This is a genomic window from Streptococcus timonensis, assembly GCF_047460355.1.
In the GTDB taxonomy this organism is placed as follows: Bacteria; Bacillota; Bacilli; order Lactobacillales; family Streptococcaceae; genus Streptococcus; species Streptococcus timonensis_A.
This window is the reverse complement of sequence record NZ_JASHGL010000001.1, coordinates 197704-218813: the sequence shown is the minus strand read 5'-3', so window position 1 is coordinate 218813 and position 21110 is coordinate 197704. Positions and strand designations below refer to the sequence as shown.

At 40.4% G+C, this 21110-nt stretch carries 21 protein-coding genes; 1 reads left to right on the top strand and 20 read right to left on the bottom strand.

Going from position 1 to position 21110, the window contains the following annotated elements; all coding sequences use genetic code 11:
* Positions 1–40: 40 nt before the first annotated feature.
* The 13 genes from QM941_RS01105 to QM941_RS01045 form a co-directional block, all read right to left on the bottom strand.
* Positions 41–1006 carry a glycosyltransferase family 2 protein gene (locus tag QM941_RS01105; RefSeq protein ID WP_414337925.1) on the bottom strand — a complete coding sequence of 322 codons (966 nt, stop codon included), beginning with the start codon at positions 1004–1006 and terminating at the stop codon, positions 41–43.
* A complete protein-coding gene (locus QM941_RS01100) occupies positions 990–1835 on the bottom strand; it encodes a LicD family protein (RefSeq protein ID WP_414337923.1) in 846 nt (281 codons plus the stop codon). Before QM941_RS01100 ends, QM941_RS01105 begins: the two co-directional genes overlap by 17 nt.
* 138 nt (positions 1836–1973) lie before the next feature.
* Positions 1974–3317, bottom strand: a complete 1344-nt coding sequence (locus QM941_RS01095; protein ID WP_414337921.1) for an LCP family protein — start codon at positions 3315–3317, stop codon at positions 1974–1976.
* On the bottom strand, positions 3314–4162 hold the full coding sequence (pheA, locus tag QM941_RS01090; protein ID WP_414337919.1) for a prephenate dehydratase: 849 nt from the start codon (positions 4160–4162) through the stop codon (positions 3314–3316). Before pheA ends, QM941_RS01095 begins: the two co-directional genes overlap by 4 nt.
* Complete coding sequence (locus QM941_RS01085; RefSeq protein WP_414337916.1) at positions 4159–4635, bottom strand: shikimate kinase; 477 nt, start codon at positions 4633–4635, stop codon at positions 4159–4161. The genes pheA and QM941_RS01085 overlap by 4 nt, the downstream gene beginning before the upstream one ends.
* Positions 4628–5911 carry a 3-phosphoshikimate 1-carboxyvinyltransferase gene (gene aroA, locus QM941_RS01080; protein WP_414337915.1) on the bottom strand — a complete coding sequence of 428 codons (1284 nt, stop codon included), beginning with the start codon at positions 5909–5911 and terminating at the stop codon, positions 4628–4630. Before aroA ends, QM941_RS01085 begins: the two co-directional genes overlap by 8 nt.
* Positions 5912–6001: 90 nt before the next feature.
* Positions 6002–6340 (bottom strand): YlbF/YmcA family competence regulator, encoded by a 339-nt coding sequence (locus QM941_RS01075; RefSeq protein ID WP_414337913.1) that lies wholly within the window; start codon positions 6338–6340, stop codon positions 6002–6004.
* Between the two features lie 10 nt (positions 6341–6350).
* Positions 6351–7454 (bottom strand): prephenate dehydrogenase, encoded by a 1104-nt coding sequence (locus QM941_RS01070; RefSeq protein ID WP_414337910.1) that lies wholly within the window; start codon positions 7452–7454, stop codon positions 6351–6353.
* Positions 7455–7463: 9 nt separating this feature from the next.
* On the bottom strand, positions 7464–8630 hold the full coding sequence (aroC, locus tag QM941_RS01065) for a chorismate synthase (protein WP_414337908.1): 1167 nt from the start codon (positions 8628–8630) through the stop codon (positions 7464–7466).
* Positions 8631–8639: 9 nt separating this feature from the next.
* On the bottom strand, positions 8640–9707 hold the full coding sequence (aroB, locus tag QM941_RS01060) for a 3-dehydroquinate synthase (RefSeq protein WP_414337905.1): 1068 nt from the start codon (positions 9705–9707) through the stop codon (positions 8640–8642).
* A gap of 18 nt (positions 9708–9725) precedes the next feature.
* Complete coding sequence (locus QM941_RS01055; protein ID WP_414337902.1) at positions 9726–10580, bottom strand: shikimate dehydrogenase; 855 nt, start codon at positions 10578–10580, stop codon at positions 9726–9728.
* Positions 10570–11247, bottom strand: coding sequence for a type I 3-dehydroquinate dehydratase (gene aroD, locus QM941_RS01050; protein WP_414337900.1), 678 nt, complete (start codon positions 11245–11247; stop codon positions 10570–10572). Before aroD ends, QM941_RS01055 begins: the two co-directional genes overlap by 11 nt.
* Positions 11244–12407, bottom strand: coding sequence for a class I SAM-dependent rRNA methyltransferase (locus tag QM941_RS01045; RefSeq protein ID WP_414337898.1), 1164 nt, complete (start codon positions 12405–12407; stop codon positions 11244–11246). The genes aroD and QM941_RS01045 overlap by 4 nt, the downstream gene beginning before the upstream one ends.
* A 250-nt stretch (positions 12408–12657) precedes the next feature.
* Between QM941_RS01045 and QM941_RS01040 the strand changes: the two genes are divergently transcribed.
* Positions 12658–14109, top strand: coding sequence for an alpha-amylase (locus QM941_RS01040; protein ID WP_414337895.1), 1452 nt, complete (start codon positions 12658–12660; stop codon positions 14107–14109).
* Between the two features lie 90 nt (positions 14110–14199).
* Here the strand turns inward: QM941_RS01040 and QM941_RS01035 are convergent, their stop codons facing one another.
* The 7 genes from QM941_RS01035 to dapB all read right to left on the bottom strand — a co-directional run bounded on the left by QM941_RS01035 (position 14200) and on the right by dapB (position 21092).
* On the bottom strand, positions 14200–14874 hold the full coding sequence (locus QM941_RS01035) for a DnaD domain-containing protein (RefSeq protein ID WP_414337893.1): 675 nt from the start codon (positions 14872–14874) through the stop codon (positions 14200–14202).
* Positions 14875–14882: 8 nt separating this feature from the next.
* Entirely contained in the window at positions 14883–15827 is a 945-nt protein-coding gene (metA, locus tag QM941_RS01030; RefSeq protein ID WP_414337892.1) for a homoserine O-acetyltransferase MetA, read from the bottom strand.
* Positions 15828–16018: 191 nt separating this feature from the next.
* Positions 16019–16531 carry an adenine phosphoribosyltransferase gene (locus tag QM941_RS01025; protein ID WP_006148048.1) on the bottom strand — a complete coding sequence of 171 codons (513 nt, stop codon included), beginning with the start codon at positions 16529–16531 and terminating at the stop codon, positions 16019–16021.
* Between the two features lie 139 nt (positions 16532–16670).
* Positions 16671–17264: a hypothetical protein gene (locus QM941_RS01020; protein ID WP_414337889.1), complete on the bottom strand. Its 594-nt coding sequence runs from the start codon at positions 17262–17264 to the stop codon at positions 16671–16673.
* Entirely contained in the window at positions 17264–19132 is a 1869-nt protein-coding gene (locus QM941_RS01015) for an ABC-F family ATP-binding cassette domain-containing protein (protein ID WP_414337887.1), read from the bottom strand. The genes QM941_RS01020 and QM941_RS01015 overlap by 1 nt, the downstream gene beginning before the upstream one ends.
* Positions 19129–20328, bottom strand: coding sequence for a CCA tRNA nucleotidyltransferase (locus QM941_RS01010; RefSeq protein ID WP_414337884.1), 1200 nt, complete (start codon positions 20326–20328; stop codon positions 19129–19131). The genes QM941_RS01015 and QM941_RS01010 overlap by 4 nt, the downstream gene beginning before the upstream one ends.
* Positions 20325–21092 (bottom strand): 4-hydroxy-tetrahydrodipicolinate reductase, encoded by a 768-nt coding sequence (gene dapB / locus QM941_RS01005; protein ID WP_414337881.1) that lies wholly within the window; start codon positions 21090–21092, stop codon positions 20325–20327. Before dapB ends, QM941_RS01010 begins: the two co-directional genes overlap by 4 nt.
* Between the last annotated feature and the right edge of the window lie 18 nt (positions 21093–21110).

The following is a 21110-nucleotide window of genomic DNA, read 5'->3' as shown; positions in this document are numbered from 1 at the left end:
TTAAAATAATTTTTTTCGATAACGGAAATCATTTTTTCTCCTAACGATGATCTTGACTAAGTAAAATCTTAGTATAGAGTTTTCTGCTGATGACTAAAGCTAAAAAACTAATTTTTCTAGCACTGGTAAATCTGCCATCACGTAAAATATTCATGCTATTCTTTTTCAGATAGGCGATCAATTTATCTTCTAAAGCCTTATCCTTAAAATCTGAATCAACTAGTAAGCGATCCAGAACATAGAAATAAGCCCAGTTGAGACGCATGCTTGCAACATCAGCGATTGCCGGATACTGTTCTCTTATTATATTCGCGTTTTGTTCATAGGCTTCAATAACATTCAAGAATTTTAATGAGAATTTTTGAGTGGTAATACTGTTTTCTCGATGGACATAGTAATACTTCTTCTCATTTGTTGCGGCAACCTTCTGACACTGACTCAGTAAACGAATCATAATAAAGGCGTCTTCAGCAATTTTTCCAACTTCAAATCTCAGTTGGTCAAACAACTCTTTTTTATAGAGTTTATTAACTGCCGTCACTGACAATACCTTTGCTTCCATGACCATTTTGATAGCTTCTTCTGAAGATAATTGCCAAGTTTTAATCTCTGAAACTTGTTTTTCAGGAATTTGGTTATAAACATCATAATGACCACACATAGCTAGGTCAGCCTTTGCCTCTTTTATTTGACGATAGAGAGTTTCATACATGTCTGTATCAATATAATCATCACTATCAATAAAGCCAATCAAATCAGCACTTGCTTCATCAATTCCTCTATTTCGAGCATGAGATAAGCCACCGTTTTCCTTATGAATAACTCGAATTCGGGTATCTCTTAGAGCTAGTTGATCACAGAGTTCCCCACTCTTGTCAGTCGAACCATCATTGACAAGGAGGATTTCTAAGTTGCTATATGTCTGCTTTAAGATTGATTCTACACAGCGTTCCAAATAAGCTTCCACATTGTAGACTGGAACAATAACACTAATTTTTTCTTGCATTATACTCTCCCATGTATTCTAGGTAACTCTTATCCATATCTGCTATAAGGGCATCGTGGTGAGGCACTTGCTTGTCAGCTGGTGGTGGTGTCATGTAGTCACCAAAAGCAATGCTAAGATAAGCATCATAACCTACTGGAATAGGCATTTGAGTTCCTTCGAATGGTAGGAAAATGCTGTCTGCAAAGGCCTGAATTGGATATTTATTTTTCATATAGCCAGGGCCTGAACATAACTCTGTAATGCCGTCACTTTCAGAAAGTCCATACTTGGTCATTTCTTTCTCAGCCTTTTTCCAGATACGGTAACGAAGAGATTTTGGTGCCATACCTAGTAAAATAGTACTTCCCCACTTCATCAAAGCCCCATGTTTTTCTGGGATTGTTTGGGCACAGAAAAGAGAATAAATCAAGGCCCAACGGACTTGTTTCTTGCGCTCAGCTGGATTTTTAGGATAATAATCCAAGGGAAGAACATCTAAAGCAAGTCCATGAGGGAGGTCCAAGTCTTGCTGGTAAGGCTTGATGCAAGTTGTTTCTCTATCGCGAATGGTGATAAAGAGATTGCGGTCAACGTAATCTTTACTACTCTTTGATAGGAAATAACGCTGATCAGCATAAATAGGCCACAACTCTGCTAATTTTTCATAATCCTTACGAGGCATAAAGAAATCCAAATCATCATCCCAAGGAATGAAGCCCTTATTGCGTAAGGCTCCAATAGCACCTCCGCCACACAAATAGCAGAGTAAATCATGTTCTTTACAAAATGCGACAAAATATTCAGCCATTTCCAGACTACGAGCCTGAATTGCCTTTAAATCACTCATCTATTTCATATCCTCTTCTGTAGAATTGTATCATTCTATTATACCATAAAAAGACCTCTAAATTCTATCCAATTAGAAGAAAAATCAAAGCCCAAATCAACCCATTACAGGTCGTTCAAACTTTGATTTCTTTATTTTTTATCTTAGTCCAAACTGGCTAAGTTTATTCTTGTAAGCCTCCTGGTCTATTCTGAGAGATAAACCTCCATAAACATCATAATCATCAACCCAATCACCAAGTTCTGGAACTGTTATTCTTTCAATTCCATTTTGAGCACCATCAAGGACAGAAAGTCCATTGGTCAGCAAGAAGGTATAAGGTAGGTCGGTTGACGTCATGGCAAAGACTTTCCCTAAGGCTTCAGATCCCGTAAAGAGTTTGGTTGGATCCTTAATCTGCTGGAGTACAGCCGTCATGACTTGTTGTTGTCTGCGAGTTCGACCATAATCACCTTCGTCATCATCTCGGAAACGAGCATAGTTAAGAAGGGTTGAACCATTCATCTGTTGCTTACCAGCTCGAATAGTTTGAGTTGGCGATTCAGTTTCAGTTGCATGTAAATCGTCTCCAACGGTTGCTTCTGTAACAGGAACTCCATTTAAGGTTGAAAATTGGGCATCGATGGTTACACCATCAGGGAAGAGGGTATCAATGGCTGTCGCGAAGGCCTGGAAGTCAACAAGGGCGTAGTACTTGATATCTAAATCAAAATTGTCCTTGAGAACCTTACGAACCATCTCAGCTCCTTGATGTCCTTCTTGTTCTCCGAGTTCATAAGCTAAATTCAATTTATGGTCGACTTGTTTTTGACCATTAATAATCTGGCTATAACCATCAATATAAACCAAATTATCCCGCATGAAACTAACCAGCTTAATCTTTTTGTCTTTACCGCTAACATTCAAAACCATAATAGAGTCTGTTCGAGTTTCAGCACTATTTTGTCCGATTCGCCCATCTGTCCCCAAGATTAAAATATTTACCCCATCACGAGTATCCTGACCATTAAAGACTTCCACTCGAGCGGCTTTAGCGTCTTGGGGTTTATCTGGATTAGCTGCTTGTAAACCTTTCAAGAACATGATGGTCATTCCAACAAGTACACAAAGCAAGAAAGTGAAAATCCACGCAAACAAACGTTTAAAAGAGAATCCTTTTTTCTTTTTTGGTTTCTCCATTTTTTCTGGTTTGAATTTTTCTTTCTTAACTTTTTGCTTTGGAACTTGATGTCGAGAGCTACGACTTCTATTGCTATATGTTGGAAGGCCTATATTGGATTCTTCTTGAGGTAATTCTTCTAAATCCTCAATTTCTTCCATGTCCTCACGATAAAGCTGACGAACCTCTTGTTGTGGCTTGTCTAATTTAGCTTGTAAAAAATCAAACTCACGCTTTTCTCTCTCATTTAAATAATGAATATTTTTTAAGAGATAATCATAACGTAGTTTTTCGTGATGAGATAGAGGATTTTCTCTAGTCATAGATTCTCCTTTCCTTTATCGTGTATAGTATAAATAGGGTAAGCTCCCAAAATTTTATATTGGATTCCAATTGTTTTTAATTCTTCTTGAGCAAAATGGACCAATTCTTTATCTCTATAGTTGACATCAATGATGAAAAAATATTCTCCCAAAGCGGTCTTAAGGGGACGACTTTCAATCTTGGTCAAGTCTATTCCTCTCCAAGCAAAGGTAGAAAGTGCCTTATAGAGAGCTCCGGGAAGATTATCTGGCAAGGTAACAGCCAGACTCATCTTTTCAGTCGATATTTTTAATGGCAAGTCTGGTAAACTAGCTCCCAAAACCCAAAAACGAGTGAAATTAGCTTCCATCTCTTGGATATCTTCAGCAATCAATTCTAAACCATATTCATCAGCAGAATTTCTCGGAGCAATAGCTGCAAAAGGTTGATCTGGATGTTCTGCAACAAATCTAGCTGCATAAGCTGTACTTGCTGTTACTTCTAATTCAGCATTTGGAAAATGCTCAGTAATATACTTTTTTCCTTGTGCAAGTGCCTGGGGATGAGAAAATATTTTTTCGATGGTTGAATGCCCAGCAACAGCCATTAACTGTTGTTGAATCGGTTGTACTATCTCTGCAACAGCCTGAATCTTTGCTTGATGATAGAGATAGTCTAGGGTTTCATGCACACTACCTTCGATGGAATTCTCTACTGGAACAACCGAGAAGTCTACCAAACCCTGTTCATAGGCCTTAATAACTTCAGTAATATTTGAAAAAGGCTCTAGTTCCTCATGGGGAAAAGCCGTTTGCACCACATGGTGCGAAAAAGATCCCTTGGGACCTAGATAGGCAATTTTCATCTCAGTTCCTCTATAATTTCCTCTGGACTTAGCTTGGACACATCTACAACTCGACTAGCTACTTCCTCATACCAAGCTTGTCTCTCTTTAAAAAGCTCAGCCAAATCTTCCTTGCTATTCTTTAAAAATAGTGGACGTTGATTGCCCTTATCGGCTGAAATTCGCTGGTAAAGAGTCTCGAAATCTGCTTTTAGATAGACGTTGTCTGAGTTTTCCTTGAGCAAAACCCGATTACGTGGAGAAATGACTATTCCTCCTCCTGTGGAAATAACTTTATCTGTCTTCAGCAGTTCAGCCAGTACTTCTTCTTCTAGCTGACGGAAGGCTGCTTCTCCTTCTACTTCAAAGAAACGAGCAATCGGCATACCTAATCGTTCTTCAAGCAAAGCATCCATGTCTACAAAATCAGGATCCAGCTTTCTAGCAATGGTTGACTTCCCTGCTCCCATAAATCCTAATAAAACTTTAGCCATGAATCAAAGTCTCCAAATCCTCAAAGAAACTTGGGTAGCTAGTATTAATGGCTTCTGCACGGTCAAGCTCCACTTCTCCCTCGGAAACCAATAGAGCTGCAATGGCTGTCATCATCCCGATACGATGGTCTCCGAATGTATTAACCCTTGTTCCATGAAGGGTAGATTTCCCTTTGATAATCATGCCGTCTGCTGTTGGAGTAATAGCTGCTCCCATGCTATTTAAGGTATCTGCAACTACCTGAATACGGTCTGTTTCCTTAACCTTAAGTTCTTCAGCATCTTTGATAATCGTCACTCCTTCTGCTTGGGTAGCAAGGAGGGCTATGATTGGTAATTCATCTATCAGGCGTGGAATCAAAGACCCACCAATTTCTGTACCTTTCAGGTCAGAAGTTTCAACAGTCAAGGTTGCAGATTTAGCTACGGAATCTATTTCTGTTATTTCTAGTTTTCCACCCATAGCACGGATGACATCGATAATCCCAGTACGTGTTTCATTAATACCGACATTCTTAAGTACCACTCGAGAATTTGGCACAATCAAACCTGCTACCAACCAAAAGGCTGCACTAGAAATATCTCCTGGTACGACAACCGTTTGTCCACTAAGTTTCTGTGGTCCTTGAACAGTGATTTTCTTACCATCGACACTCAAATCACCTCCGAATTGACGAAGCATATCTTCTGTATGGTTACGAGTGCACTCCTTCTCGATAATGACTGACTGTCCTTGAGCCTGCAAAGCCGCAAAAATCAAAGCTGACTTGACTTGTGCAGAAGCGATTGGCAATTCGTATCGAATAGGTCTTAAGTTTTTCGTTCCTTTCAAGTACAACGGTGGCAAGTCTCGCTCTGTTTGACCTGAAATGCTAACTCCCATTTTTTTCAAAGGAAGGGTCACACGATCCATGGGGCGTTTAGAAAGACTATCATCTCCAAACATCTCCACTTCAAAGTCTGCACCAGCAAGAACACCCGAAATCAGGCGAATAGAGGTGCCAGAATTCCCCATGTCTAAAGCATTTTTCGGAGCTTTTAAGCCGTCCATTCCAACACCTTGAATGATAATGACACCGTCTTTATCCTCAATCTTAACACCAAGGTCACGAAAAACTTGCATCGTTGAGAGCACATCCTCACCACGCAAAATATCATAGACTTTGGTCACACCCTCAGCCAAACTTCCAAAGATAATCGAACGATGACTGATGGACTTGTCCCCTGGAACTCGAATAGAGCCATTTAAGTGGCCAATGTTTGTTTTTAATTTCATTCTGGACCTCATACATGCAAGAGTATTTCTTATTTTATCACAAATAAACCAGAGATACCTTAAATTTTCATGATTTTCGGAGGCAAACTCTTATTTCAACAATTCTGAAATCGGCTCAAAAACGATGCGTTCAATATCTGATAAATAGATTGATAATTGTTGTTGTTTAGCAAAGAAAGCTGATAAAAGAGCATTTCCTTGAATTTGATTGCCAAAAGACTCCATTTTTTCTTGGAAGGATGCATCTGGCACTTGTCCAGTTTGTGCCATAACTTGAATCTCTTGTTGGAAGGCAAGATAATCTGCAAAAATCTTGCTCGCTTCAGCATCCGCTGCAATAGCATCTTTGGCTTCCTTAACGGCCTTGTATTCAGGCAACTCACGTAGCCCGCGACTAAGTGTATTTGCACTATCATAAATATTTGACATGATTTTCTCCTTATTTGATGACTACCGTGTAGTCCGTATTTTCTGTAATGACTTGCTCAGCACGTTTTAAATCCTGAGCATTCTTAAATGATATTTGTAGAATCCCGTGAACATCCTCACGGTTTTCCTCGTTGATATGGATATTGACCAGGGAAGTTCCTCGTAGCAATTCCAAAATTCGCAAGATAACATCTTCCTCATCGGGAACGTCTATGTAAAGATCATAAGAACTATCTACACCACCGCGCTTATGGATTTCCATAGCCTGCCGTTGCTCACGTGCTTGGTTAAAAAAGTTCCAGATTTGGGTTTCATCACCTGCACTAATTGCCTGGACTATCTCATCCAAACGCCCCTTGAAATCCTCAATGCGTTCAATAATGGTCTCTCGATTGGATAAGAGGATAGAAGTCCACATACCAGGCTCACTTTCGGCAATCCTAGTCATATCTCGAAATCCACCGGCCGCAAAGCGTCGCGCCATTTCATGCTCTTCAGCATAACTTGCAGTTTGTTCCATCAAGCTTGATGCTAAGATATGCGGAAAATGGCTAATCTGAGATGTCACTCGGTCATGTTCTTCAGCATCGATTTCAATGAAACGTGCATGAAGTCCCGACAGCAAGTCTTTCATTTCTTCGAGCGTATCCGAAGTTGTCAGACTAGATGGTGTGAAGATATAGTAGGCATTTTCAAAGAGATTAACATCGGCAGAAGCTGCTCCTGTCTTATGACTCCCTGCCATAGGATGAGCTCCAACAAAGCGAACAGACTTATCAGCAAAACACTTCTCAGCTGTAGCCACGATAGCTGACTTGGTCGATCCAGCATCGGAAATAATGACACCTTCTTTCAAGTCCAAGTTGACCAATTCCTTAATAAAGGAAATAGTTTGCTTGATTGGCAGGGTAAGAATGATAACGTCTGCAAGTGGAGCAAAACTGGCAAAGTCATCCGTCGCTCGGTCAATCATTCCTCTCTCCAAGGCAATATCTCTAGACGCTTGACTACGATTGTATCCTAAAATTTCATAATCAGGATGATCCCGCTTGATTCCGAGTGCCATGGAAGCACCAATCAAACCTAGTCCTGCGATATAGATGGTTTTTGCCATAAGAACTCCTTAATAATTCTTTGTATACTCCCGATGTTTCGCAACAGCTTCTTTTAATTCTTCCAGATTATCAGAGGAGAATTTTTCTAGAATTTCCTGGGCTAAGACAGTTGCAACTACTGCTTCCATAACTACCCCAGCTGCAGGAAGAGCAGTTGGATCACTTCTCTCCACCGTCGCTTTATAAGGCTCGTGGGTTTCGATATCCACACTCATCAATGGTTTATATAGGGTTGGAATGGGTTTCATGACACCTCGAACGACAATGGGCTGACCATTGGTCATACCACCTTCGAAACCACCGAGATTATTGGTCCGACGGGTATAGCCATCTTCTGGTGACCAGAGAATTTCATCCATAACTTGGCTTCCTTTACGGTAACCAGCCTCAAAACCAAGTCCAAACTCCACACCCTTAAAGGCGTTGATTGAAACAACTGCTTGAGCTAGCCTTGCATCTAGTTTACGATCCCATTGGACATAAGAACCAAGACCAACCGGAACACCTCCGACAACTGTTTCTACAACACCTCCGATGGTATCCCCATCTCGCTTAATCTGGTCAATATAGTCCTTAATCTCCTGCTCACGTTCTTGGTTAACGATAGAAATTTCTGACTGGGCAGCTAGTTTCTTAATCCCTGCGACTGTTAAATTTTCTGGAACATCAATTTCCTTACCACCGAAGACAACAACATGGTTAGCAATTTCGATATCAAGCTCTGCCAATAGGCGCTTGGCTACTGCTCCAACTGCAACTCGCATAGTTGTTTCACGGGCAGATGAGCGTTCCAAAGAATTGCGCAAATCATCAAAGCGGTATTTGATACCTCCTACCAAGTCAGCGTGACCTGGGCGAGGATGTGTGATTTTTCGTTTACTTTTAAGTTTATCCTCAATATCCTCAGCAGACATGATATCCAGCCATTTTTGGTGGTCTTTATTAATGACATCCATGGTAATAGGAGCCCCTGTCGTCTTCCCATGGCGAACACCAGAAGTAAAGACAACCAGGTCAGTCTCAATCTTCATACGGCCACCACGACCGTAGCCACCTTGACGTCGCTTAAGATCCACATTGATATCTTCTGCAGTTAAAGGCAGTCCAGCTGGAATTCCTTCAATAATTGCTGTCAGACGAGGACCATGTGATTCTCCTGCTGTTAAATATCTCATACATTCTCCTTATTTTACTAAGTAATCTTTCATTTCTTCGAGAGAAACTGGGTGAATCGTCGCTGAACCAAGCTCAGGTACCAAGACTAACTTCATGGTATTACCGCGCGCTTTCTTGTCATGAGTCAAAGCCTGATATAGTTTATCAATGTTCCAGTTTTCATAATCAACAGGAAGACCAAACTTCTGACACATCTCTCGGATGGACCGGGTTATTCCAGCTGGCATGAGTCCTTTTTCTTCTGCTACCTTAGAGACCTGAACCATTCCCATAGCTACTGCCTCACCGTGCATAACATGTCCATAGCCAGCAGTTGCCTCAATAGCATGGCCGATTGTGTGACCAAAATTGAGATAAAGACGAATGCCATTGTCCAACTCATCTTCAACTACCATCTTGCGCTTCACTTGACAAGAATGCTCAATCAATCTCTCTGCATATTCCAAAATGCTTTCCACAGAACCATCCATATCAGATAATAGGTCCCAAAGCTCTGGATCTTCAATTAAGCCATACTTGATGACTTCACCCATTCCTTCAATCAACTCTCTCTTACCCAAGGTCTCAAGAACAGTTGGGTCAATCAAAACACCATCCGGCTGAGCAAAAGTCCCCACCATATTCTTGGCAAACGGCGTGTTCACTCCAGTTTTCCCACCAATAGAAGAATCCACCTGAGCAGTCAAGCTGGTTGGAATCTGTACGAAATGAATCCCTCGCATATAGGTAGAGGCTACAAAGCCAGCTAAATCTCCAACCACTCCACCACCGAGGGCAACGATACCATCACTGCGAGTTAAATCTTGCTTAACTAAAAATTCATAGACCTTTTGGACTGTAGTCAGATTTTTTCGTTCTTCACCCTCTAAAAAATCAAAAACTGCCACTTGAAAACCAGCATCCTCAAAGCTCAATTTGACCTTTTCTGCATAGAGTGAAGCCACACGGTTATCTGTTATGATAACAATTTTTTGTGGTTGCCAAAGTTCTCGCAACCATTTTCCTGCTTGAGACAAGCATCCTTTTTCAATCTGAATTTCATAAGGGTGATGTGGAAGGTCAATTCTGATTTTCATTCTAGTGGCTCCCTTTCTTTAGTGATATCTTTCTGTTAAGGACTGCCAAATTTCATCTGTTGGCATATCCTTACCTGTCCATAGTTTAAAAGCCTCTGCTGCTTGATATAAAAGCATACCGAGTCCGTTAACAGCTACATTCCCTTGGCTTTTAGCCCATTGTAGAAATGGCGTTTCAAAGGGTTGATAAATGATATCAGCCACCAAGAGGTTTTCAGGTAATAATAGGTTTTCTGGAACAGGAGATGACTTTCCATCCATGCCCACACTGGTCGCATTAACTAATAAATCCGAGGCAGCAATCCTTTCCTGCAATACTGAATGTTCTTCTAAGGCATACAAGTCTACTCGAAAGCCCGTCTCACTCTGCAACGTTTCAAGGTAAGCTTTTGTTTTTTCCATCGAAGTTGAGCGTACAAAGACAGATACCTGACTGGCACCGTCTAAAATTGCCTGAGTTAAAATAGATTTAGCAGCTCCACCAGCTCCCAACAAGGTCATTCTTTTTCCGGAAATTTTAAAAGAAGGCAAGCTCTTAAAGAATCCCTTGCCATCTGTATTATATCCAATTAAAGTTCCTTCTTGATTCACTACTGTATTCACAGCGCCAATCAATCGAACTTCGTCTCTCAATTCATCCAGATAGGGAATGACCTCTTCCTTGTAGGGCATGGAAAGATTGATACCAAACATCTGGTAACGGCGAATATTGGCAACCGTTTCAGCCAAATCACTTACCTCTACTTCCAAAGCTAGATAAACACCATTTATCCCTGTCGCTTCAAAAGCGCTATTATGAATGAAAGGAGAAATGGAATGTTTGATAGGATTTGCGACCACAGCTGCTAGGCGTGTGTAGCCATCAATCTTCATTTAAGATCTCCCGAATTTTCTTCATACTCGATAGGGAAATTTGCCCCGGAGCACTTGCTTCATCGAGACTAGCAAAAGACCAACTTGAGCCCGTTACATCTGAAGTAATCCGAGATACTTTCCCTATTTTCCCCATAGAAATTGTGACGTAATCTTGTTCAGGATTAAGAGTTTTAAAACCTCGGGTGTAGTTCATAAGGTCTAAGACATCTTGTTCTGTATGTGCCATTACAGATACCTTAACTACTTTCGGAGTTAGGCTAGTTAGTTCTGACAAAATTTCCATCATATTGTCTGGAGTTTCTTGGAAATTATGATAACTTAGGACCAAGTTTGGGAAATCCAGCATCTGATCAAAAACATCCTTATGTGTGTAATACTCAAAATCCACATAGTCTGGCTGATAAAGTTGAGTAACATCCTTGATAATTTGGACATATTCCTCTGAAGACAAGTCAATCTCTCCACCCTCTGAACGAGTGCGCAAGGTGAAGAGAAGTTCACGACCTGCAAATTTTTCAAAAATAGCTGGTGCTACTTGTAAAATAGCTTCCTTGGCTAGGAAGTCTGCACGCCACTCAATAATATCTGCGTCCTCATAACGCGTGACATCGATTGCTTGCACTTCTTCTATATTCCTTGGCATGATTGAAACGACTAACTTCATTTACTTACCTTCATACTAATCACCTTGAGGTAATTACTGCTTTCATCTTTTTTATTATAGACAAAGTCAGCTGGAAGACCATATTGGGTCAATACTTGATACTTTCTTCCTGCAAAACCTTTATCAATTTGTTCTGTGAATTTCTGGCGGGAAACATTAGCAGCATTAGTGCTAGCAATGATAATACCACCTGGATTTAAAATTTCTAAACTTTGAGAAATCAACTTGTGATAATCCTTAGCTACAGAAAAAGTTTGTTTTTTATTACGAGCAAAGCTAGGCGGATCTAAAACAATCACATCGTAGCTCAAGCCTTTACGCTTAGCATACTTAAAATACTCAAAGACATCCATAACCACAAAACGGTGCTTATCAAGACTTAGGCCATTGGCCTGAAAATGAGCTTCTGACAACTCTCTGGAACGCTTAGCCAAGTCAACAGAGGTCGTTTCACTAGCACCACCCATGGCAGCTGCAACGGAAAAGGCCGCTGTATAAGAAAACATATTGAGTAGGGATTTACCCATGGCTAAACCATCTACTAAACTGCCACGTACCTCATGTTGGTCCAGAAAAATTCCCGTCATCAGGCCATCATTCAAAAAGACTTGATAAAGTACACCATTTTCAAGAACTGTGAAATTCTCTGGTGCCTCTTGACCGTGAATATGAGACGATTCATAGTCCAAGCCCTTAAAACGAATCTTTTCGTAAGCTCCCAATATTTCTGGAAATACTTGGGCAAAGGCGGCTACTATCAGCTGGCGTAGTTGATAAACATAGGTATTATACCATGAAAAGACGACATAATCTCCGTAAAGATCCAAGGTCATCCCTCCAAAGCCATCGCCCTCTTGATTGAACAAGCGAAAGGCTGTTGTCAAATCATCTTGATAGTAGGTAGAACGTTTTAGTTTGGCTTGAGTAAATAGTTTTTCAAAGAAAACTTGGTCAAAAGAAACTTTCTGATTCGTTACGAACCAACCAATCCCTTTATTTTGACGAGATAAATAAGCCTTACCCAAAAACTGTCTACCTTGACTGAATAGAGCGACTTCCTGGTCAGTTTCAGATAGTTCTGGAAAGTCAATTTCCTCCAAAACTACCTGACCCTTATTTAGTTTTTTTTCAACTCGTCGGCTGACAAATACTTTTTTCATAGTTACTATTATAACAAATTTTGTGACAATTCACAAAATAGAAACTATTTAACTCTTCTATAAAAGGAGTAAGATTTGATACATAAAATAAACTAGTTTGCATTTTTTCTTTTATGCTAATTCTAATCTAAAGTCAGAAGAGAAGAAAAAGGTTAAAAGCTACGGCAATTATTTCTCAAGCGCAAACGTTTGCGTAATTCTATCTCTTGTGCTAAAATATTCTCATTAATGACAAGTAAGAGGACTTTCTATGAACAATCAAACCCTAATGCAATACTTTGAATGGTACCTACCAAGTGACGGACAACACTGGACACGGCTCGCCAATGATGCTCAACACTTAGCTGATTTGGGAATTAGCCATATTTGGATGCCACCTGCTTTTAAGGCCACTAATGAAAATGATGTCGGCTATGGTATCTATGACCTATTTGACTTGGGTGAATTTGAGCAAAAAGGTACCGTTCGAACCAAGTACGGTTTCAAAGAAGACTATCTCCAGGCTATACAAACTTTAAAGTCTCATGGAATTCAACCCATGGCTGATGTCGTTCTCAACCACAAGGCGGCTGCCGATCATTTGGAGACCTTTCAAGTTATTGAAGTAGATGCCGAAGATCGGACCAAGGAATTAGGTGAAGCTTTCACCATCAATGGTTGGACAGGCTTCACCTTTGATGGTCGCCAAAATACTTACAACGATTTCCACTGGCACTGGTACCATTTCACTGGTACTGACTACGATGCCAAACGCCGTAAGTCAGGTATTTATCTCATTCAAGGAGATAATAAAGGCTGGGCTCAAGAAGAGTTGGTCGATAACGAAAATGGTAACTATGACTACCTCATGTATGCTGACCTTGACTTCAAACACCCTGAAGTCGTTCAAAACATTTATGATTGGGCTGACTGGTTCATCCAAACAACTGGTGTGACCGGCCTCCGCCTTGATGCCGTCAAACACATTGACTCTTTCTTCATGGGCAATTTTATCCGTGACATGAAGGAAAAATACGGTCAAGACTTTTATGTTTTTGGAGAATTCTGGAACCCTGATAAGGATGCTAATCTAGACTATCTAGAAAAAATCGAAGACCGCTTTGACCTTGTTGATGTCCGCCTTCATATGAATCTATTTGAAGCTAGTCAAGCTGGTGCAGCATATGATTTGCGAAATATTTTAAATGACAGTCTTGCTCAGATGAAACCGGATAAGGCCGTAACCTTTGTCGATAATCACGATACCCAAAGAGGACAAGCTCTCGAGTCCACTGTTGAAGAATGGTTCAAGCCTGCAGCTTACGCTCTTTTACTTTTACGTCAACAAGGACTTCCCTGTGTCTTCTATGGTGATTACTATGGCATTTCTGGGAAATATGCTCAGGAAGACTTCAAAGAGGTACTTGATAAGCTTCTAGCCATCCGAAAAAATCTGGCTTATGGAGAACAAGTCGACTACTTTGATGATGCTAACTGTATTGGCTGGGTACGTTCTGGAGCTGAAAACCTAACTCCCCTTGCTGTCCTTATCTCTAACGCCCAAGCAAATAGCAAATCAATGTTCGTCGGTCACGAGTGGGCTGACCAAACCTTCGTCGATCTACTAGGAAATCATCCTGGACAAGTGACCATCAATTCCAATGGATACGGTGATTTCCCAGTTGCTGAAGCTTCTGTTAGCGTTTGGGGCTTGCCCAACTAGTCATACTCAGCTAACTAAAAAATAAAAACTTGCCTGTAAGCAGTTAGGATTTTACTCAATCCAGCTTCCAGGCAAGTTTTTTATATTATCTTAGTCTTTCCATAGATCCATAGCATTTTTAAAATCAGACGAGACTTGAACCTTCTGAGGGTTACTAGCCTCTCTCTCCGATCGTTTGGCCTCGACCTGGGCTACACTCTTGATACCTTCGTGACGCCAATTACGTAGGATAGCTTGGATATACTTCCAATTTGGCTTTCCATTTAAAACTGCTTCGCGTAAAGCTTCTTTAATCAAATCAGCACTGGTACCGTCTTCTTTAAGACTCTTCTCTAAATCTTCAATCTCAAAAGGACTCAAGAGACGTCCTAATTCTTGTTGAAAGGTTTCTACCAATCCCTTTAAATCATTCTGAGCTGGTTGAATACGTCCCGCATCTTGCTGCTGAGACAATTGGTCCAATCGTTCAAGGGCAAGAGTTGCATCAAAGATTACTTCAATTTCGCCATTGAGTTCAATTGTGCGATACTGGAGCAAGCCCTTGTCTGTCAATCTTGAAATAGCTTGGTTAACGTCGAGAACTTGCTTTCCTATCTTTTCTGCAATCTGACTTGGCGACAATTCTCCTAAAGCAGTCGTATTTTGCAGATAAAAAAATTGCCAGACTAAAAAGTCATCACTAGATGAAAAGAGTTGATTGTAATGCATTAATAGGGCACTCGGTAGAACCAAATTGCCAGATTTAAAAGCGTCTAAATAAGTCATAATTCCTCTTATAAATATCCAAAATGAGAAACATCATCCTCCACACTTTTCCAGTCAAAAGGTGTCTCTTGATAAACCGCATAGTTTACCCAGTTATTGAAAAAGAGTGCTGCAGAAGAACTCCATAGCATACAGGGAACTTGATGGATGTCGTCATTTTTAAAATAATTTTCGGGTATGTGGGGTTCTAAACCAGCATCTAGATCTCTAAAATATTCCTTTGCGAGCGTATCGCGATCATACTCTAAATGCCCAAAGCTATAGACTTCTCTCAAATCTCGACTCGCAAGGATAGAGACTCCTACCTCTTCTCCTGATGCTAAAATCTCTAGATTTGTTTTGTTTAGAATATCTTCTTTGTGGACTTCTGTATGGCGAGAATGAGGGGATACATATAAATCATCAAAACCTCTCAGTAGAAGATGACCTTCTTTCAAAACATCTTGAGAATAAATCCCAGAAAGCTTCTGGTCCATCTGGTATTTATCTACGCCATAGCGATAGTATAGACCCGCTTGTGCTCCCCAGCAAATATACAGGGTTGAAAAGACATGAGTCTTAGACCAATCGATAACCTTAGTAAATTCCTCCCAATAGTCCACTTCTTCAAAAGGGAGATGTTCAACTGGAGCACCTGTAATAATCAAGCCATCAAAATACTGGTCTTGAACTTCTGAGAAGGTCTTATAAAAAGTCTTCATATGCTCAGAACGAGTTGTTTTCGACTGATGACTTTCCATATATAAAAATTCAATATCTAACTGCAAAGGAGTATTGGCTAAATGGCGTAAAAGCTGAGTTTCTGTAACCATTTTCAGTGGCATCAAGTTTAAAATCAAAATTTTCAGTGGTCGAATATCCTGATGAGCCGCCCTCTGGTCATCCATGACGAAAATATTTTCCGTTCGTAAAATCTCAACTGCTGGTAATTTTTTATCAATTCGAATCGGCATAGAAATCTCCTTACTGTATCATATTGGACTCAAGTAAACATGGTATCGTCAACGGGGAAAAATGCTGACGTTTCTCTTTCCCTTTATTATACTGTATGAAGATATAGTTTTCAATTATAGTTTTTCTCTAACTAGATATAGCTTATTTTTATATCAAATGAAGAGAAAACAGCCCTAGGGACTGTTTTTCATTAATAATGCATCAGCACTTTATAGTCGTAATCTCCGATAGCTTCACGACCTTTGAGTTCATCCAGTTCGATCAAGAAGGCACAACCTGCTACGACTCCACCCAATTTTTCAATCATTTCGATGGTTGCTTTAACAGTACCACCTGTTGCCAAGAGGTCATCTACGATAAGAACACGTTGTCCTGGTTTGATAGCATCTGCGTGCATAGTCAAAGTGTCAACTCCATATTCTTTTTCGTAGTCCGCTGAAATGACTTCACGTGGCAACTTGCCAGGTTTACGAACAGGCGCAAAACCAATTCCCAACTCAAAAGCGACTGGACATCCAACGATAAATCCACGAGCTTCTGGTCCTACGATCATATCAATCTTTTTATTAGTAGCATATTGAACAATTTCACGAACAGCGTAACTGTAGGCATTTCCATCTGCCATCAATGGGCTAATATCACGGAAAGTAATTCCTTCTTGTGGGTAATTTTCAATACTTGCAATGTAATCTTTTAAGTTCATAGCGTTTCTTTCTTCTAAAGTTTTTACTCCCTATTATACCATAATTCCTAGAAAAGCAAAATAGAAAGAAGCCTTGATACTTGGTACAAGACTTCTCATTCTTTCTTCAATTGTTGCTAGCATTCGCTGAATGAAGTACTTACTTCTTTTTGCTTTTAGAAGTTTGATTCCGTTGACGATTTTGTTGGATACGCCACTCTCGCTCAAAGTAGGACATGGTTTCAAATACTCTCTTTGGCAAGCCAACATCCAGCAAATAGATTGGGATTTTCAAAACGTTCGAATGTTTTGAACTTGTAAATCTACTTCGAAGACGATACCAGAAAAAGTTTGATTTTAAAACTTCCTTATCATAAAACTGAACCTCAATCATATAAAAATCCCTTGTATTTCTACTGCCCTTAATTCTCGTGAGAGCAAACTTTTCTACCTGTCCCCAGGAATAAAACTGCCAGTCTTTCTTTGGATATGGTTTATAGGAAAATCCTTGAGCCGTACATTTCAAATACTCTTTATCAGAAAAAAGCCGTCGCAAATGTTGATACAAAATGAAGCCAACGATGAGGATCAAGAAACCAATAAAGAGGATTAAGGCCACCAATCCCGCAGGTGCTTCTTCGGGATAGCTCAGCAAAAACGAAAAGATCCAAAGTAGAAGAGCCAATTCTAGTAGATAAAGAATAAGGCTCAAAACGATTTTCTTACTACTCCATTTAATAATTGTTTCTTCCATTATACTAACTCACTTAAATATTCATAGCGTTCATATTTTTCCAGTAAGTCTTCATTTTTCTCGTCTAACTCTTTTTGAAGGGTAGCTAGTTTCCCAAAGTCAGAACCATTTGCTAGCATTTCTTCCTCTATAGAAGAGATGTGGTTTTCCAAGGCTTCGATGTCACCTTCAATACTTGCCCATTCCTGCTTTTCTTGGTAGGTCATCCGTTTTTTCTCTTCACGGACTTTGACGACTTTTTCCTTCTCAACTTTTTGACTTTGTGTTACTGCTTCTGCTTCAAAGGCCTTTTCATCTAGATAATCTGTATAATGGCCAAAGAAAGGACGGATGGTTCCATCTTCAAAAGCAAGAATCTTAGTTGCTACCTTATCAAGGAAATAGCGGTCATGACTAACTGTCAAGACTGGTCCTGCAAAACCTTGTAAGAAATTTTCTAGAACTGTTAAAGTCGCAATGTCTAGGTCATTTGTTGGTTCATCCAAGAGAAGCACATTGGGTTTTTCAAGGAGTAGTTTGAGGAGGTAAAGACGCTTCTTCTCTCCACCTGACAGCTTCTCAATCAAGGTACCGTGCATTGAACGAGGGAAAAGAAATTGTTCTAGTAATTCTGCAATGGATGTCGTAGTACCACCGCTAGTCTTAACCTCTTCTGCCACTTCCTGCAGGTAATTGATAACCCGCTTACTTTCATCCAAACCTTCGATTTGTTGAGAGAAATAGGCAATGCGTACTGTTTCACCGATGATAACTTGTCCTTCAGTCGCTTCAAGTCTTCCTGCAATAAGGTTAAGAAGGGTTGACTTCCCAACACCATTGTCCCCGACGATTCCGATACGGTCTTTGGCTTGGACCAAAAGATTAAAATGTTTCAGAATCGGTTTATCGTCATAGGCAAAGGAAACATCCCTAAATTCGATGACTTTTTTCCCGATTCGACTGGTTTCAAAATTCATGCTTAGATCCGTTTCAGCTGTAGTTCCTGAAACTTCCTTTCTCAAGTCATGGAAACGATTGATACGAGCCTGTTGCTTGGTCGCACGAGCTTGAGGTTGCCGTCTCATCCAAGCTAATTCTTGTTTGTAAAGTTGTTCCTTTTTGTGAAGAAGAGCTGCGTCACGCTCATCCTGTTCAGCCTTAAGACGGACATAATCTTGGTAATTCCCCTGATACTCGGTCAATTTTGCTCGGTCCAACTCGAAAATACGTGTTGACAGTGCATCTAGAAAATAGCGATCGTGGGTGATGAAGAGGACGGTCTTCTTGGAATTCTTCAAGAAAAGTGTCAGCCACTCAATAGTCGCAATGTCCAGATGGTTGGTTGGCTCATCAAGAAGCAAGAGATCATGATTTCCTAAAAGCACTTGCGCCAATTGAACCCGTCTACGAAGACCACCCGACAAAGCTCCAACAGGAGTTGATAATTCTTGAATGCCTAGTTTACTGAGAACAGTCTTGACCTGACTTTCGATTTCCCAAGCTTGAAGTGAATCCATCTCCGCCATAACCCGTTCTAAACGAGCCTGCTTGTCTTCGCTATAGTTGAGCATAAGGAGTTCATACTCACGAATTAGTTGGATTTCTTTGAGGTCACTTGAGAGAACTGTATCTAGAACCGTCTTACTATCATCAAAATGCGGATCCTGGGTCAAGTAGCCAATCTTGTAATCATTTTTAGCTAAAAAAGGACTGACGTCTCCATCAAAACCAGAGATTCCCGAAAGGACATCCAAAAGAGTTGTCTTCCCTGTCCCATTGACACCAATGAGACCGATTCGATCCAAATCATGAATAATAAAGGAAATATCTTTAAAAACAGTTTTATCTCCTACCGATTTACTCAGTTTTTCAACAATAAAATCACTCATTTTTTCTCCCTTAAATAGGCATGAATCGCCTCAGAACTATTTTCCAAATCTCCGTCCACAATGGCATATTCAATTTCTTCTAAAACATCTCCCAAGTCTGGCCCAGGCTGGTACCCATAATACTTGATAAGAATGCCTCCATTAATTTGGATTTCTTTCTTATCTTGAATGGTCAAACTTTTATAGGTATCTATGATAGCTTGTGGATTGACTTCCTTCCCTTGAGCTCTGCGAAGATTTTCAGCCTGTAAGAGTGAATCGAGATCAAAACGGTAACAATCACGCTTGCTCAATTCTCCCTTTTCACGCAAAGTTAAAATAGTCAGTAAATCCTGTACTTGCTTGGCAAACTGGCGTGACGTTTTCCAATGTTTTAAAAACTTTTGAGCATCTTCCACTTCTAAAACCCATAAAAGTGCTGCCCAGGCTTGTTCAGAAGACTCGAAGGTGAAGTCCGCCTCTAAATCAAACAATTTTTGAAGCTTTTCTCGACTGGCTTCCATATCAGGGAGATAATCATAAGCTTGACTCTCAATCATGGAAGACAAGCCAACTCGCCAAAAAGGTGCCAGCAAGAGTTTATCAAACTCAACAAAGGTACGCTCTATAGAAATTTTCTCTAAGAGTGGTGTCAGATCTTTCATAGCTTTGAAGGTCTCTGCTTCAAGTTCAAAACCAAGACTGGCCTGGAAACGAAAACCACGCATAATTCGTAGAGCATCTTCGTTGAAACGCTCACCGGCAACTCCAACTGCTCGCAAAACTTGATTTTCTAAATCTTTTAGCCCGTCAAATAAATCAATGATTTCCCCAGACTCATCTAAAGCAAAGGCATTGACTGTAAAGTCACGACGCTTGAGATCTTCTTCTAGCGAACGTACAAAAGAAACCGAACTGGGTCTGCGATAGTCTACATAGACATCCTCTGTTCGAAAAGTGGTGACCTCGTACTCTTCATCTCCATCTAAAACCAAAACGGTCCCATGCTCAATGCCGATATCAGCTGTGCGTGGAAAAATCTGCTTAGTCTCTTCAGGATAAGATGAAGTCGCGATATCCACATCATGGATAGGACGTTGAAGAATGGCATCTCTGACAGAGCCACCAACAAAATAGGCTTCAAAACCTGCTTCTTTAATTTTTTCTAATACTGGTAAAGCCTTCTGAAATTCAGAAGGCATTTGTGTTAATCTCATAATAAGTATTCTAATCCATAGACAAGCTCATGACGCTTGATAACTTCTTTGATTCCCAAATTCACCCCTGTCATGAAGGAGCTACGATCATAGGAGTCATGACGCAGGGTCAAACCTTCTCCTTGATTTCCAAAAATGACTTCCTGATGGGCGACCAGACCTGGCAAACGAACCGAATGGATACGCATGCCATCAAAGTTGGCACCACGTGCACCAGCAAGGAGTTCCTCCTCATCACTAGCACCTTGTTGAATAGACTCACGAACTTGAGCCATCAACTCAGCTGTTTTAATAGCTGTACCACTCGGAGCATCTTTTTTCTTATCATGGTGAAGCTCAATAATCTCCACATTTGGAAAGTATTTAGCTGCCTGTGCCGCAAATTGCATGAGCAAGACAGCTCCCAAGGCAAAGTTTGGAGCAATCAAGCCACCCAAGTTTTTGGAACGAGAAACATCTTTTAATTCTTCGATTTCCTGACTAGTGAAACCTGTTGTTCCTACTACAGGAGCAAAGCCATTTTCAAGGGCAAAACGAGTATTTTCATAAGCTACAGCTGGGGTAGTAAAGTCCACCCAAACATCAGCAGAAAATCCAATCAAGTCCACCTTATCATTGAAAACAGGAACTCCTTGCCACATTTTTGATGATTCTGAAGGATCCAAAACTGCTAGAAGTTCTAACTCAGGATCTGCCATGACCATCTGACAAGCAGCTTGGCCCATCTTGCCTCTAAAACCTGCGATAATTACGCCAATACTCATTTAAATCTCTTTTCTAAG